At 38.1% G+C, this 16158-nt stretch carries 18 protein-coding genes and 1 tRNA gene; 5 read left to right on the top strand and 14 right to left on the bottom strand.

The annotated features are described in order from the left end of the window. The first annotated feature begins 185 nt into the window (after window positions 1–185). The 3 genes from FW754_RS02145 (at window position 186) to FW754_RS02135 (ending at window position 2594) form a co-directional block, all read left to right on the top strand. On the top strand, window positions 186–1412 hold the full coding sequence (locus FW754_RS02145) for a pyridoxal phosphate-dependent aminotransferase (protein WP_446323721.1): 1227 nt from the start codon (window positions 186–188) through the stop codon (window positions 1410–1412). A 365-nt stretch (window positions 1413–1777) separates the two neighbouring features. Continuing rightward, entirely contained in the window at window positions 1778–2023 is a 246-nt protein-coding gene (locus tag FW754_RS02140; RefSeq protein ID WP_446323720.1) for a hypothetical protein, read from the top strand. A 127-nt stretch (window positions 2024–2150) separates the two neighbouring features. Further along, window positions 2151–2594, top strand: coding sequence for a PaaI family thioesterase (locus FW754_RS02135; RefSeq protein WP_409511901.1), 444 nt, complete (start codon window positions 2151–2153; stop codon window positions 2592–2594). Window positions 2595–2692: 98 nt separating this feature from the next. Here FW754_RS02135 and FW754_RS02130 read toward each other — a convergent pair whose 3' ends face one another. Beyond that, window positions 2693–3151, bottom strand: coding sequence for a hypothetical protein (locus FW754_RS02130; protein ID WP_446323719.1), 459 nt, complete (start codon window positions 3149–3151; stop codon window positions 2693–2695). A gap of 249 nt (window positions 3152–3400) precedes the next feature. On the opposite strand from FW754_RS02130, the gene FW754_RS02125 reads away from it, so the two are divergent. Beyond that, window positions 3401–3476, top strand: a tRNA-Asn gene (locus FW754_RS02125). 137 nt (window positions 3477–3613) lie between these two features. Here the strand turns inward: FW754_RS02125 and miaE are convergent. The 11 genes from miaE to FW754_RS02070 form a co-directional block, all read right to left on the bottom strand. Next, window positions 3614–4264 carry a tRNA isopentenyl-2-thiomethyl-A-37 hydroxylase MiaE gene (miaE, locus tag FW754_RS02120; protein ID WP_446323718.1) on the bottom strand — a complete coding sequence of 217 codons (651 nt, stop codon included), beginning with the start codon at window positions 4262–4264 and terminating at the stop codon, window positions 3614–3616. 44 nt (window positions 4265–4308) lie between these two features. Continuing rightward, window positions 4309–5034, bottom strand: coding sequence for a pyridoxine 5'-phosphate synthase (pdxJ, locus tag FW754_RS02115; RefSeq protein WP_446323717.1), 726 nt, complete (start codon window positions 5032–5034; stop codon window positions 4309–4311). A gap of 33 nt (window positions 5035–5067) precedes the next feature. Beyond that, window positions 5068–5787, bottom strand: a complete 720-nt coding sequence (gene recO, locus FW754_RS02110) for a DNA repair protein RecO (protein WP_409511897.1) — start codon at window positions 5785–5787, stop codon at window positions 5068–5070. Window positions 5788–5809: 22 nt separating this feature from the next. After that, window positions 5810–6001 carry an NF038104 family lipoprotein gene (locus tag FW754_RS02105; RefSeq protein ID WP_409511896.1) on the bottom strand — a complete coding sequence of 64 codons (192 nt, stop codon included), beginning with the start codon at window positions 5999–6001 and terminating at the stop codon, window positions 5810–5812. Between the two features lie 40 nt (window positions 6002–6041). Beyond that, window positions 6042–7070: a GTPase Era gene (era, locus tag FW754_RS02100; RefSeq protein ID WP_446323716.1), complete on the bottom strand. Its 1029-nt coding sequence runs from the start codon at window positions 7068–7070 to the stop codon at window positions 6042–6044. A 5-nt stretch (window positions 7071–7075) separates the two neighbouring features. Continuing rightward, window positions 7076–7768, bottom strand: a complete 693-nt coding sequence (gene rnc / locus FW754_RS02095) for a ribonuclease III (protein ID WP_409511894.1) — start codon at window positions 7766–7768, stop codon at window positions 7076–7078. Further along, entirely contained in the window at window positions 7740–8114 is a 375-nt protein-coding gene (locus FW754_RS02090) for a DUF4845 domain-containing protein (protein WP_409511893.1), read from the bottom strand. Before FW754_RS02090 ends, rnc begins: the two co-directional genes overlap by 29 nt. A gap of 30 nt (window positions 8115–8144) precedes the next feature. Continuing rightward, a complete protein-coding gene (gene lepB / locus FW754_RS02085; protein ID WP_409511892.1) occupies window positions 8145–8999 on the bottom strand; it encodes a signal peptidase I in 855 nt (284 codons plus the stop codon). Window positions 9000–9025: 26 nt separating this feature from the next. After that, on the bottom strand, window positions 9026–10843 hold the full coding sequence (gene lepA / locus FW754_RS02080) for a translation elongation factor 4 (protein ID WP_419345914.1): 1818 nt from the start codon (window positions 10841–10843) through the stop codon (window positions 9026–9028). 210 nt (window positions 10844–11053) lie between these two features. Then, complete coding sequence (locus FW754_RS02075; RefSeq protein WP_446323715.1) at window positions 11054–11491, bottom strand: acyl-CoA thioesterase; 438 nt, start codon at window positions 11489–11491, stop codon at window positions 11054–11056. Window positions 11492–11658: 167 nt separating this feature from the next. After that, window positions 11659–13050 (bottom strand): Do family serine endopeptidase, encoded by a 1392-nt coding sequence (locus FW754_RS02070; protein WP_409511889.1) that lies wholly within the window; start codon window positions 13048–13050, stop codon window positions 11659–11661. A gap of 236 nt (window positions 13051–13286) precedes the next feature. Between FW754_RS02070 and nadB the strand changes: the two genes are divergently transcribed. Next, window positions 13287–14951 (top strand): L-aspartate oxidase, encoded by a 1665-nt coding sequence (nadB, locus tag FW754_RS02065; protein WP_446323714.1) that lies wholly within the window; start codon window positions 13287–13289, stop codon window positions 14949–14951. 80 nt (window positions 14952–15031) lie between these two features. Here nadB and FW754_RS02060 read toward each other — a convergent pair whose 3' ends face one another. Then, on the bottom strand, window positions 15032–15451 hold the full coding sequence (locus FW754_RS02060) for a PaaI family thioesterase (protein WP_409511887.1): 420 nt from the start codon (window positions 15449–15451) through the stop codon (window positions 15032–15034). 99 nt (window positions 15452–15550) lie between these two features. Continuing rightward, window positions 15551–16150, bottom strand: a complete 600-nt coding sequence (tmk, locus tag FW754_RS02055) for a dTMP kinase (protein WP_446323713.1) — start codon at window positions 16148–16150, stop codon at window positions 15551–15553. Window positions 16151–16158 lie beyond the last annotated feature (8 nt).

The following is a 16158-nucleotide window of genomic DNA, read 5'->3' as shown; positions in this document are numbered from 1 at the left end:
CGGAAATTTTATAAACAGTGCGAGTCAGCATTACAAAGTTCGTTGTTTAGATTTTTTTTGAAACAGTAATTCTTCAGTTTTTGTTCTTTTTTTAAGGTTTGGTGACATTTTGTACGGCTAAATACAACTTTTTAGGCTAAGATGGTGTGCTTTTATTTTTTATCCCAATAAGAAGGAATATTGCCGTGGACGTACGTCTCTCTGATCGTGTAAATGCCATCAAACCGTCCCCAACGCTTGCTGTTACCAATAAAGCTGCTGAATTAAAAGCAGCTGGTAAGAACGTAATTGGTCTGGGTGCTGGCGAACCTGATTTCGACACTCCGCAACACATCAAAGATGCTGCAATTGCTGCAATTAACAATGGTTTTACAAAGTACACCGCTGTTGATGGTACACCTAGCTTAAAAAAAGCAATTATTGCAAAATTTAAGCGTGACAATAATCTTGACTATGCTGCAAACCAAATTTTGGTTTCATGTGGTGGTAAACAATCTTTCTTTAACCTTGCACTTGCATTGTTAAACAAAGGTGATGAAGTGATTATTCCTGCACCATTTTGGGTAAGCTATCCAGATATGGTGATCATCGCTGAAGGCGTTCCTGTTATTGTAAAATGTGGTGAAGAACAACGCTTCAAAATCACACCTGCGCAACTTGAAGCTGCAATTACAGACAAAACACGTCTAGTCGTATTAAACAGCCCTTCTAACCCAACAGGTATGATCTATACCAAAGCTGAGCTTGAGGCATTGGCTGAAGTACTTCGTAAATACCCTGAAGTATATGTTGCATCTGACGATATGTATGAACCGATTCGTTGGGATGATGAATTTTATAACATCGCAACTGTTGCACCAGACCTTTACGACCGCACAATCGTGTTAAACGGTGTATCTAAAGCTTATGCAATGACAGGCTGGCGTATTGGCTATGCAGCGGGTCCTGCAAAACTTATTGGCGCAATGAAAAAAATCCAATCTCAATCAACTTCAAACCCAACTTCTATTTCACAAGTTGCTGCTGAAGCTGCATTGAATGGTCCTCAAGATGTTCTTGAGCCAATGATTGAAGCATTCAAACGTCGTCATGACTTAGTAATGGCTGGTTTGAATGATATTAAAGGTATTTCTTGCTTACCTGCTGATGGTGCATTTTATGCATATGCAAACATTCGCCCATTGATTCGTGCAAAAGGTTTAAAATCTTGCACAGAATTCTCTGAATGGTTACTTGAAGAAACAGGCGTTGCTGTTGTTCCTGGTGATGCATTCGGTCTAGGCGGTTTCATGCGTATTTCTTATGCTACTGCTGATGAAGTCCTTGTTGATGCGCTTGCTCGTATCAAAAAAGCGGCTGATTCAATTGAAGGCGTTGACGCTGCGATTGCATCAATTGCTGCCGAAAAATAATTTAAACCTCTCCAGTTGATGTTTAGAAAACCTCGTTTTTTGAAAAAATGGCGAGGTTTTTAAATTTCAAAATACGTTTATCAAAAACATCTAGATAAATATAAAGCGCGCCCAAAGTAATGAATCTAGTAATAATGTTATAGGTCACAACAATACAACGCTTTAATTCATCACACGCAGTTAAAACTCTAATTTTAATTCTGTATGATGACAAACCATTCACTTAACTACGCTTATATTTTATGTATAAATTAAAAGTTGAAAATTATACAAAAAATTAAAAAAACATTTTTTTGTTTGAATATTTAATAAAAATATTTTTAAATATGCAAATACAACAAATTAAATATACTGTTTGGAGAAATATGCGCTACAAAATTATTGATGTATTCCAACAACAAAACCTCCCTCAATACATCGCTCAATGCCTAAAGCAACACTCTCCTCGTTTTATTATTATTTCTAGCAGTCGTATATTGTGTAAAGAAACTGATATTATTGATGTCAATCTCAATCTCATGTCTGCATCATGGGCGACAGGTGAAAATATTGCCTTAAATATTCTCCACAGCGCAGATAGCCTCGATAAATTTTACGAATCTGACCACTAAAAGAACAAAAATAATAATATTACCCTGCTATTTAATTTTCAACCTCATTGGTTCACACTATTTCTTTGACTTATAAGTTCCTTTTTGGAACTATAAAAACATAACAAACCAGATAAAGGATCTTAAAATGAAGCACCCAAAAGAAATGACAGGTATTGAATTTTTACAAGCCATGGCTGCAGGTCATATTCCACGTGCAAGCATCAGTGAAACCATTCCAATGGAAATGAAAGAGTTTTCAGCAGGCACGGCTATTTTCATGGTTAAAGCAGGCAATCAACACCTCAATCCTTTAGGGGGCGTACATGGTGGTTTTGCAGCAACGGTGCTTGATTCTGTAACGGGTTGTGCGATTCACACCCTACTCGATGCAGGTATAGGCTACGGTACAATTGATTTGAATATTAAAATGTGCCGTCCTATTCCCAAAGATAAAGAACTGACTGCAATTGGTACAACCATCAATATGAGTAAAAACCTAGGTATTTCTGAAGGAAAAATTGTCGATGAGGATGGAAAACTCTATGCCCATGCAACGGCAACATGCATGATTATTCATCCAAATAAATAGTTTTAAATATATACGCATCGATTACTTTAAAAGTGCAATCACTCGATTGCACTTAAAAATAAACACAGAAACTATTTGAATCAAGTATTTTGAGTACATTAAACTGCTGACTTTAAAGCAGTTAGTAATTGCTTACGATCCAACTTGTGTGCTGAAGTACCTTTATAGTTCGCATAATATTGAAATACCCTATTTAAACTAACATGTACTGCTTTATTTTCAGACTGTGACCATACCTGAGAACGATTACTCCCTGACAATGCACTGCCTGCCAATTGGTATAGATATAAATCATTTTCACGTTGAAATGATGTTTTACGACCATCATCTTTATGCTCACCTAAACGTAAGCATGAATCATTGATTAACCATTTTTCACTAAACCAAAGATGTAATAAATCACCTAAAAATAAATCAATATGCCCCAAAGGCCACACACGAATATAAGCATTTTCAACAGGTGTAAAATATTGGTCAGGGTGAGATAAGATAGAAAGATAATGTGTCTTGTAATAATCAAGGTTTTGGAAAATATCTGAAATGCTAAGCGTATTCATTCGCTGTCTCCTGTTTAGCCATTTTAGTGCTGGCAAGTTGGTTGAAATCCACACAGTTTAAGTTTGTACTTAAACATTAAGTTATGCATTAAATCTAGCAAGCTAAAACTAAGGATGCAAGGCAGAAATTCATTTTTTTACGATTTCTCATTTTTTCGATTAAATAAAAACCATACGATAAAAAAATGAAGTTGTTATGACAATTTTAACTTGACCCAATTTAAAATCCCCTTATAATCGCACTCAGATTCTCCAATAGCTCAGTCGGTAGAGCGACGGACTGTTAATCCGCAGGTCCCTGGTTCGAGCCCAGGTTGGAGAGCCAAATACTAAAAAGCCCACTCATCTGAAGTGGGCTTTTTTCTGCCCACTATTTCCAAACTTTATTTGAATAAGAAATCAAATCAATCCGATGATATAAAAAATATTCAATCATAAACAAACCTCCCGTAGGAGGTTTGATTAAGCCGATACAGGTACACCGCTATGAAAACGAAATAGCGCATCAGGTTCTAAAATCAGATTTTTTTCCACTTCACGAATATACTCAATGCGTTTTTGGATATCCTCTTCAGGATCTTTCAATTTCGCTGATTTAGCAACATCGAGAGCAAGCGCCAAGTAATCCTCATAATGACGTGATTCCGACTTAAGTAAATAACGATAGTATTTACCCAACTCATCATCAACAAGCGGTGCAAGCGCATAAAAACGCTCACATGAACGCGCCTCCACAAATGCACCAATCACCATAACATCAATCAGTGCTTCAGGCTCATAAGTGCGAATTTCTTTACGGAGACCACCCGCATAACGCCCTGCACTCAAACCTTCCCATTTCTGACCACGTTTGGTCATAAACTCAAGTACTTGTTCATAGTGCAACATTTCCTCACGTACCAACTGCGCAAGCTTGACCTGTAAATCAGTGAAAAAACTGTATCGGAACATCAAATTCATTGCTGTTCCTGCGGCTTTTTTTTCACAATTGGCATGATCTTGCATGAGTAATGGAAGATTGTTTAATGCCTCATCCAACCATGCTTTTGGTGTTTCACAACCCAAAAAAGCGATAACAGGTTGCATCAGTTCATCATAATTTAAATTTGACATGCTTGATTTTTCTATCCGTTTTACATTCGACTCAAAAGCACGAATTAACGTGCTGCTCGAATCGCTTTCTTCATATCTTGTACAGCTTGCTCAAGCCCAACAAACACACTTTCAGCAATAATCGAATGACCAATATTTAACTCGTGAATTTGTGGAATTGCTGCAATAGGTGCAACATTTTGTAAGTTCAAACCATGACCTGCATTCACGACTAAACCTTTCGATGCTGCATATTCAGCACCCTGAACAATACGCTGTAATTCAGCGTGCTGTGCTTCTTCTGACTCAGCATCTGCATAAGCACCTGTGTGCAACTCAATGGTCGGTGCACCACATGCCACTGCTGCATCAATTTGTGCAAAATCAGCATCAATAAATAAAGAAACATCACAACCGATTACTGACAGTGCCTGTGTTGCAGCTTTAACATCATCAAAGTGTCCAACCACATCTAAACCACCTTCTGTTGTGATTTCTTGACGTTTTTCAGGTACAAAACAAACATGCTGTGGCTGAATTTCTTTTGCAAAGGCAACCATTTCATCGGTCACAGCCAACTCAAGGTTCATATGAGTTTTCAGTAAAGGACGCATACGGCGCACATCATCATCTTGGATATGACGACGATCTTCACGTAAATGCAGTGTAATCCCCTCTGCCCCTGCTTGCTCACAAACTAATGCCGCTTTTACAGGATCAGGATAAGTCGTACCACGTGCCTGTCTAAGCGTTGCAACATGATCAATGTTCACACCAAGCAATGCAGCCATAACATTTTCCTAATAAGTTTGATCGATAAAACGTTATCGATTTGCAATTTTTGATTGTGCGTTTTGAATCCACAATTGACGGCTTTTCAATGGACGATCGCCCAATAAAGCACTAATCATTTGCCGATAAAGCTTCGTCAGTAATTGTAACTGTTCTAAGTTGAAATCCATACCTTTTTCATAATACTGCATACACAGAATCTGCTCCCCTGTCAGCACAGTAGAAGCGGTATGTGAAACAGGAATAAAGCCATCGGTCAATTGAAACTGATAACGCTGATTGCTTAATATTTGATTCTGCATTGAATCTTGACTGTAATCGAGCGGATAGCCCAACTCTTCAATTAAGGCATACTCAAACTGACGTAAAATTTGCCTGAGAAAAGCATTTTGATCAGCCTGTGTTGCCATATTTTGTAGTTGATTTAAAGTTTGATGATATTGTGCAAAAGTTTCTACCATTGCCTCTTCTAAAGGACAAAGTCGCAAAATAATTTCATTCAAATAAAAACCTGAAAAAAAGGCATCACCATGAAAAAATATAGGCTGATTAAGTATTTCCAGTTTAGAGAAATTTTTGAGTTCAGATTTACCTGAGGCTTGCACGGTAATCGGTTGATATTGTGGTGGAGGTGTTTGCCGCAAAATACCATCGACACGCCCATGCTCCTGCGTAAATAGATGAACAATATGGCTACGCTCACGGTATTTACGGTGATGAATCAAATAACCATGTAGAACTTCATTACGCATTCAACGATCACTTTATTGGATATTAATCGTCTTTATCTTTCTTCTTTTCATCTTCATCATCGCCATCAGGAATGACTGCGCCAACGACAGCAGCCGTACCTTTAACGACACCTTTAGTCACACCATACGCAGCTTTAACAGGAACTGTAACAAGTTTGTGAATACATCCTTGCAACATGAATACACATGTCAACACAGTAAAAATACGAATCATCACAGTTCCTTATTTATCGCTCGAATGAAGGACTTAACGATTAAATATCGCTATAACCCAAACTTTTCAGTGCACGCTCATCATCAGACCAACCGCCTTTAACTTTAACCCAAAGCGTTAGCATGATTTTTTGTTCGAACATTTTCTCCATGTCGACACGTGCATCCATACCAATTTTTTTCAGCTTAGCACCTTTTTCACCAATCACGATTGCTTTCTGACCTGAACGATCTACAAAAATAGTGGCATCAATATAAGTACAAGCAGGCTTTGGACGACCTGTTTTTTCATTAACAGTCGCATCTTCTGTCTTAAATGATTCAATCTGTACTGTCAAATCGTAAGGTAACTCTTCACCCAACTGACGCATGATTTTTTCACGAATCACTTCTGATGCTAAGAAACGCTCAGAACGATCTGTAATTTGTTCAAGTGAATACAGTGGTGGTTGAAACGGCAAATATTTCTCAATTGTATTACGTAAATGATCCAGATTTGCACCACGAAGCGCAGATACTGGAACAATTTCAGCAAAATTCATCAATTTTGCACGTTCTTGAATCAGCGGTAATGCATGATTTTTATTTTCAAGCGTATCAATTTTATTGATCACTAGAATCACAGGCATTTCCGCATTCTTCAGTTTCTCTAAAACCAATTCATCATTTTGTGTCCACTTGTCCGCATCGAGTACAAACAACACAAGATTTACATCACGCAATGCAGAAGAAGCTGCTTTATTCATCATTTTATTGATAGCACGCACTTCTTTTTTGTGCATACCTGGTGTATCGACAAAAACAGCTTGAGATTTTTCACGACTATCAATACCAACAATTTTATGACGAGTCGTTTGTGGCTTACGTGAGGTAATCGATAATTTTTGACCTAAAATATGGTTCATTAATGTCGATTTACCCACGTTTGGTCGCCCAACAATGGCAACAAAACCACTTTTATAGTCCGCAGGAATTTCTGTGCCTTGCTCGCTAAAGAATTGATTAATTAAATCATTGCCGCTGTCTTGCGACTCGTGATCAGCATCGATGTGATCGGAATGTGTATTCATGTAGATTACTGCTCCAGTAATTTTAAAAATTCTGCCGCCACTGCCTGTTCAGCAAAGCGGCGACTTAAGCCTTCGCCCATCATGACAGGTAAACCTGCCACTTCACATTCCACTTTGAAATGTTGATTAGGTGCATCGCCCTGAATATCTACAACCTCGTAAACCGGGAGAGGTTTTTTACGTGCTTGTAAATACTCTTGTAAGCGTGATTTAGGATCTTTCAACTGATCTGTTGGCTCAATATGTTCTAAATAAGGTTCATACCATTTTAAAACAATATTCTGTAGTTGAGGCAAATCCTGACAATCGGTATAAATTGCCCCAATAATTGATTCTACTGTATCGGCTAAAATTGATTCTCGGTGATGACCACCTGATTTCAACTCCCCCGTACTTAAAATCAAACTATGACTAAGTTTAAGATCATGTGCAATTTTCCCTAATGCTTCCTGACGAACCAAAGTCGCTCGCATGCGTGTCAAGCGACCTTCATTTTCGTTTGGGTAAGCATGATATAGATAATTTGCAATGATCATACCCAACAATGCATCACCCAAAAACTCTAAGCGTTCATAATTGGTTTTATGACTGACCGATCGGTGTGTCAGTGCTAATTGAAGTAATTCAATGTTTTTAAACTGATAACCGATACGGCTGAGTAAGCGTGGATCACTTACTTTGAACTGACCTTTGATCAAAACTCTTCTCGAATGTTAGGATGATATCAATATTCAGCATGAATTTTTTTCGCACTTCATATTTTTTCATCACTTCTAAACCATTTTTTGTTGAAACAGTCGCAATATCTTTGAAATGAATATCATGGATATTGTTCATGACTAAACGTTTATCCATCTGATTGATAAAATTAGATGGTGTAATATCATTTGGACTACTTTTAACCAACTCAGCAATCTGCCCATCAATCACACGATCATCCCAATAAGATGGCCATACTGCGATTACAATCTTTGCCATAAAAGCAAAAGCAACCACCCCTAATAAAATCCCGATATAGGATACACCTTGTTGAGTCTTGCGCATTTTTATTATCCGTCTTTCGCTGCAATATAATTAGTCAATTGTACCATTACGACTGAATGAAGGAACTTTCAAACCCGGTTCCTTATGCATCCAAATATAAATCGCATGACCTGTTAAGTTCTCTTCAGGTACAAAACCCCAAAAACGACTATCAGCACTTTGATCACGGTTATCACCCATAGCAAAGTAATGTCCTTTTGGTACAATCACTTCCCAATTTTCCCCATTAGATTTTACAAAACGATCATTAGCTTTGGCAACATAAGGTAAATCTTGTTTTTTCTGTGCATAATTAAATGCTGAAACAAGCGTATTTTGACCTTCAAGTAAACGCACCAAGTGCTTATGCTCACCCATCGTTTCATAATAATAGATCGACTGTGCTGTATCATAAATATCTTTCGGGCGACTAAACTGGGTTGGCGTTTGTGTCACTTTCTGACCATTAATGAATAACTGACCATGATCCGATTCTATTTTATCACCAGGTAAACCAATAATACGTTTGATATAACTAATTTTTGGATTTGCTGGATAACGAAATACCGCAACATCACCACGTTTCGGCTCGCCAATATCTAAAATTTTTGTATTGGTAATCGGTAAACGTACACCATACTGATATTTATTCACCAAAATATAATCACCAGTTTCTAAGGTAGGTACCATAGAGTCCGATGGAATATTAAATGGTTCAAAGAAAAATGAACGCAACACCAATACAACTGCTAAAACTGGCCAAAAATCATATGCCCATGAAATAATGAAATTTTCATTACCACGCCCCTTTTCTGCACGTTGCTTGAAAACAAATTTATCGAGCAGCCAAATGCCAAAAAACAACAGCGTTGCAGGAACGAGTATTAAATTAAAATCAAAATCCATGAGCTATCTGACCTTTTTCTCTTATTTTATCTATCTACTTTCAACACAGCAAGGAACGCTTCTTGTGGGATTTCAACACTACCCACTTGCTTCATACGTTTCTTACCTTCTTTCTGTTTAGAGAGAAGTTTCTTCTTACGAGAAACGTCACCACCATAACATTTAGCCAATACGTTTTTACGCATTGCTTTCACAGTAGAACGCGCAATAATTTGTGCACCAATGGCAGCTTGAATCGCCACATCAAACATTTGACGCGGAATCAAGTCTTTCATCTTTTCAACGAGTGCAATACCACGATGACGTGCATCATTACGGTGACAAATCATAGCTAAAGCGTCGACTTTATCACCATTAATTAACACATCAACTTTAACCAAAGATGAACTTTCGAAACGTACAAAGTTATAATCAAGTGATGCAAAGCCACGTGAACAAGATTTCAATTTATCAAAGAAATCCATCACCACTTCAGCCATTGGTATTTCAAACGTGATTGCAACTTGGTTACTGACAAACTTCATATCTTTCTGAACGCCACGACGTTCAACACATAAAGTCATCACATTACCCAAATACTCTTGCGGAACAAGAATATTACATTCAGCAATTGGCTCACGTAAATCTTCAACTGTAGAACCTTCAGGCATTTTAGATGGACTATCGATATAAATCGTTTCGCCATTTTTCATCAATGCTTCATAAATTACAGTCGGTGCAGAAGAAATCAAATCAAGATCGTATTCACGCTCTAAACGCTCTTGTACGATTTCCATGTGGAGCATACCCAAGAAGCCACAACGGAAACCAAAACCTAAAGCATCTGAACTTTCAGGTTCAAAGAAAAGTGCAGAATCGTTAATTTGAAGTTTATGTAAAGCTTCACGGAACGGTTCAAAATCACTAGCGTCAATAGGGAATAAACCCGCATAAACCTGTGGTTTAACCTTTTTAAATCCTGGTAAAACTTCAACTTCTGGAGTATTCGATAAAGTAATGGTATCGCCCACTGGCGCACCAAAAATATCTTTAATACCTGCAATCACAAAGCCTACTTCACCCGCTTCCAACATACCTGTTTCTGTATGTTTCGGGTTAAAAATACCCACGGATGTCACAATGTGCGTTTGACCTGTTGATTTAACAAGCATTTTATCGCCTTTGCGAATACGACCATGCTTCACACGAACAAGAGAAACCACACCAAGATAGTTATCGAACCATGAGTCAACAATTAGGGCTTGTAATGCAGCATCACGATCACCTGTTGGTGGTGGAATAACATTGACTAGTGTTTCTAAAACGCCTTCAACGCCTAAACCAGTTTTTGCAGAACATGTTGGTGCTTCTGTTGCTTCAACACCAATAATATTTTCAATTTCTTCAATAACACGCTCAGGTTCTGCTTGAGGTAAATCAATCTTGTTCAAAACAGGTAGAACTTCAAGACCTTGCTCAATGGCTGTATAACAGTTTGCTACCGATTGTGCTTCTACACCCTGTGCAGCATCAACAACCAATAACGCACCTTCGCATGCCGCTAACGAACGAGATACTTCATAGGAAAAGTCAACGTGTCCTGGGGTATCAATAAAGTTGAGTTGATACTCTTCACCATTTGGATGCGTATAATACAGCGTAACTGAAGCCGCTTTAATGGTAATCCCACGTTCACGCTCAATATCCATAGAGTCAAGAACTTGCGCTTGCATTTCCCGATCTTGCAAACCACCACACGTTTGAATAAAACGATCAGCAAGTGTCGACTTGCCGTGGTCAATATGAGCAATAATACTGAAATTACGGATATTTTTAATATCTACAGATTTTTTAGCTTGCGCCATGGGCTACCTTGAACATTCAATTGCGTTGCGTACAAAAAGAAAATACACAACAAAAGCGATTAATAAATTGCGTGAGATTATAACAGATGACTTTTTTAAAGTATTCATATTAATCATAGCAGTTAAATAATTATTTCAATGTACTGTTTTCAACCGTCAATACAGTAACCTTCACAAATCACGACTCAACACAATTAATATATGGCTTTTCTAAAAATGATACGGATCAAGTTCAGAATTTAACGGTTGATAAGCCTGAATAAATGTCGGTGACATCCGTTTTGGTCGCCCTGTTGCAATTTCAATACATGCCCACTTGGTATTGCCCGTAAAAAGTACGCTTTTGTCACTTGCTCGGAAAAATGCATACTGACGAAAAGAATATAAAGCATTGATATCATAGAACCATGTCCGTAGAATTACATCATCACCAAGCATTGCAGCTTTTCGATATTGAACATGATGCTCTACTGCAACCATAGCATGCTTTAGCTCTAAATATTGTTCAAGACCAACACCTAATGCCTCAATATGTGCTGTTGCGACATCTTGCATCCATGCCACATAAACTACATTATTAACATGCCCTAACACATCAATATGCTCAGGTTTAACTGTAATATTTAGGTCAAAATATGAGGTGCTCACGTATCCATCCTGTGATTTTTCAAGTATTTTATCGGCAATTTAACAAAGTACTCGCCAAGTTGAAATCTTTGGCAACAAAAAACCACTCCGAAAAGTGGTTGATTGAATCTTCATTCATTTTTCATAAAACAACCAACAATCATTTATTTTGACAAAACAATTAACAATTATTGAATGCGTAAACCCAATATTGCATGCTGACCTTCACGGACAATAGCAACACGAGCCACTGTATTTTTCTTTAATTCTGAAACTGCTGAAACAAAATCATTAGGGTTATCAACTTTTATATTATTAACTTGAGTAATCACATCACCCGCTTGAATATTTGATTGATATGCCAAACCGCCTCGCACTACATCTTGAATCAACACACCACCCTTGATATTTAAACGGCTCTTTTCAACATCCGATAAGGCACGAATAGACACGCCCAATATAGGACCTTTTTGCGGTTTTGCCGTATTGGTATTCTCAGCTTTTGCTGGGGTATCATCTGGCGCTGAAGTTAATGTTGCCGAAATGACTTTCGCTTTATCATCACGTAAAACTTCAAGCTGAATATTTTGATTTGGCTGAGTTCGGTTCAAATAATTGAGTAATTCTGAGGTTCTTGAAATTGGTGAGCCATTATATTTCATAATCACATCGCCCGATCTAAAACCAGCTCTATCTGCTGGAGAACCCGAAGCGACCTGTGTAATCAATGAACCTTCAGGTTTTGGTAATTTATAAGCTTCAGCCAAATTACGGTCAATATCTTGTAACATCACACCCAAATATGAACGTGTTACTTTACCATTTTTCTTTAACTGATCTGCAACATCCATTGCCACATCAATAGGGATAGAGAATGACAAGCCCATGTAACCGCCTGTCCCACTAAAAATTCGTGAGTTCACACCAATCACTTGACCTTGTTGATTAAACAATGGCCCACCTGAATTACCTGGATTTAATGCTACATCGGTCTGAATAAACGGTACTGAGGTTTCACCCATCATATTACGAGATTTAGCACTCACAATCCCTGCCGATGCAGAATAATCAAAACCAAAAGGCGAACCAATCGCAAGTACAGGCTGTCCAACTTTAAGCTGATCAACATTGCCTGTTGCAAGTGATGGAAAATTATTGCCCTCTACTTTTAATAATGCAACGTCTGTGCGTGCATCACTTCCGACCACAGTAGCATCAATTTCACGGCGATCATTCAACATAATCGTAACTTTAGATGCATCCTCCACCACATGGTGGTTTGTCAATAAATAACCATCTTTACTGATAAAAAATGCACTACCATACGCTGTTTTTTCTTGTGGGGCTTGTTGCTGTGGAATAATGATCTGATTACCAAAGAAGCGTTTTAAAATCTCAGGCACTTGTTGTTGTAAAAGCTCTTCCTGAGTCATTTTTTTTACAACATTGACACTCACAACAGCAGGACTGACTTGCTCAACTAAATTAGAAAAATCAACTGGGGTGGCTGCCTGTGCTTGGGTTACTGCAACAGTAAAAACAGCGGCATACATTCCGTTTTGTATTAGGCGACTATTCATAAATATTTGAACCCATCTGTGATATTTTTAATAAAACTGTTTGTAACATACAAAATTATATCTTTGCGTAATAATATGTTGCGATGTTTTATAAAACAATTGCTTACTTAAGTAAGTATTAAGCCTAAATGAATATTTTATTAAATTAATCTGCCAAAAGTACGCTTTTGCCTCATAAAGCTATTGAATTTTGATCAAAAAAAGAGTGTGATGATCGGACTTTTTTAAATTAGCTGATGGACATGTCTAATTTCGAAACATCACATCAATTTGATGTCATCGTTGTGGGGAGTGGTGGCGCAGGGCTAAGTCTAGCATTGTCTCTACCTGATCATTTTAAAATTGCAGTTTTAGCTAAATCAACCCTAACCGATGCAAGCACCTATTTTGCTCAAGGAGGTGTCGCTGCGGTTTTAGATAAAACTGATTCTATTCAGCAACATATTGATGACACCATGATTGCAGGTTCGCATTTGTGTGAAATAGATGCAGTTCGCCAAACCGTTGAAGGGGGTCGTCCTTCTGTAGATTTTCTGCTTGAACAAGGTGTTCAATTTACATTAGATCATGATGCTCAATTGCATTTAACCCGTGAGGGTGGACATTCACAACGTCGAATTATTCATGCCGCAGATGCTACAGGCAAAGCTATTTCGACCACTTTGGTTGAACGTGCACAACAAAAAGAAAACATTAGTATCTTTGAAAATTTTATTGCTATTGACCTCATTACCACACAAAAACTCGGACAATTTGATGTCGAAAATCGTGCTGTAGGACTTTATGCACTCGATGAAGCCAATGAAAAAGTTCATACATTTTTAGCACCCTTTACCGCCCTTGCTTGTGGTGGTGCCATGAAAGCCTATTTATATACCTCTAATCCCGACATTGCCACAGGTGATGGGATTGCGATGGCTTACCGTGCAGGTTGTCGGGTTGCCAATATGGAGTTCAACCAATTCCATCCCACCTGTTTGTATCATCCTCAAGCTCGTTCTTTTTTAATTACTGAAGCCATGCGTGGCGAAGGTGCATATTTACGTTTGCCTGATGGTGAACGCTTTATGCTCCGTTTTGATGAGCGTGCTGAACTTGCTCCTCGTGACATTGTTGCTCGTACCATTGACCATGAAATTAAACGTTTAGGTATCCGTCATGTGTGGTTAGACATTACTCATCAGCCCCCTGAATTTGTGAAAGAACATTTTCCAACTTTATATGCACGTCTGCTTGAACTCGGCATTGATATCACTACAGAAATGATTCCTGTTGTACCTGCTGCACACTATACCTGTGGCGGTGTTGTGGTTGATGAACACAGTCAAACTGATATTGCCGGTCTATATGCGATTGGTGAAACCTCTTATACAGGGTTACACGGTGCAAATCGTATGGCGAGTAACTCTTTATTAGAGTGCTTTGTTTATGGTATGAGTGCAGCAAAACATATGACCGAGCAATCGAATCAGCATTTCAAAGCACCGACTGTACCTGAATGGGATGCGACACAAGTGACTAATGCCGATGAAGATGTCGTAATTTTACAGAACTGGGATGAATTACGACAGACCATGTGGAACTATGTCGGTATTGTACGAACTACAAAACGTCTACAACGTGCCTTGCACCGCATTGAAATGTTGAAGCGTGAAATTACCGAATACTATCAAGATTACCATGTGAGTAAAAACTTAATTGAACTGCGTAATTTGGTCTTGGTTTCAGAAATGATTGTACGCTGTGCGATGCAGCGCAAAGAATCTCGTGGCTTGCATTACACGCTTGATTATCCTGAACAGTCCAATGAATTAAGAAAAACCATTTTAACGCCACCTGATTTTGGCATTGAAACACCATTGGTCAATGTCGATGTATCTCAAGTCGCATCGATTGCTTAATCAGTCGATTAAGACCATAAAAAATGCCTGATTAATTCAGGCATTTTTATTCATCAAATTTTATATATCAAAGATATCAATTAAGATTTTTGCGGTGGAATTGAATAGGTTCCTGTCACATGCGCAACAGGTTCATCCTGATCTATAGAATAAATCCAAACTTCAGCCACAATTAAGACTTTACCTACTTTCATCAATTTACATACCCCACGCAAATCAACACCACCTGAAGGCTTGCGTAAAAAATTGATATTCATGTTGGTAGTCACAGCCAAACCAATAATGCCAATTTCACCTAAAATAGCAACATACATGGCAAAATCGGCAAGTGTCATCATAGTTGGTCCTGAAATCGTGCCACCTGGACGTAAATCATTGCCACCAACATGCCATAACATGGTTGCACCGCAATCAGTGACTTCTTCGATTTCACACTTTTCCAAACTTTGTGGAAAGTATTGCTGTAAAAATTGAATAATTTCTTGTTTATTACTTTTCATGAAATTCCATCTTTATGTTCTTTTGTACATCAAAATATAAAGACTTTATCATTGAAAAACATGAACCCAATGGTTCTATTTTATCAAGTAAACAAAATATTAATTTAGATAAGACAAAGCCTCTTTAAAGACCTGTTCAGGCACTTGAGTCGCATCCAAGCGTTTCATACGCTCAGGTTCATTTTGATGAATTTCCTCAAAACCTGTACGAACTTTTTCAAAGAAGCTGACTTTTTCTTGCTCAAAACGATCTAATGCACCGCGCTCACGTGCACGAGTCATCCCAAGTTCAATAGGTGCATCTAACCAAAACGTAATATCAGGCATTTTAGCGACAAAGTTAATATTTAGTAACTGTAACTTGTCACGACTTAACCCCCGCCCTGCACATTGATAGGCAAAACTTGAATCACTAAAACGGTCACACAGAACAATTTTACCTTCTGCCAATGCAGGTAAAATCACACGTTCTAAATGCTGCGCACGTGCGGCATACATCAAGAGCAACTCAGTATCATGACTCATTTTTTCATCATGATTGACTGAAAGTAATAAAGAACGAATTTGCTCTGCAAGCGGTGTTCCACCTGGCTCACGAGTTAAAACAACATCTTTACCTGCAAACTGAAAATGATCATACAATTTTTGGATCAGTGTGGTTTTTCCTACACCTTCGGTGCCTTCAAAACTAATAAACATCACCGCTC

The organism is Acinetobacter sp. 1207_04 (assembly GCF_052850415.1).
Note: the sequence above shows the minus strand (reverse complement) of the source record. Positions and strands in the feature narration are given on the sequence as shown.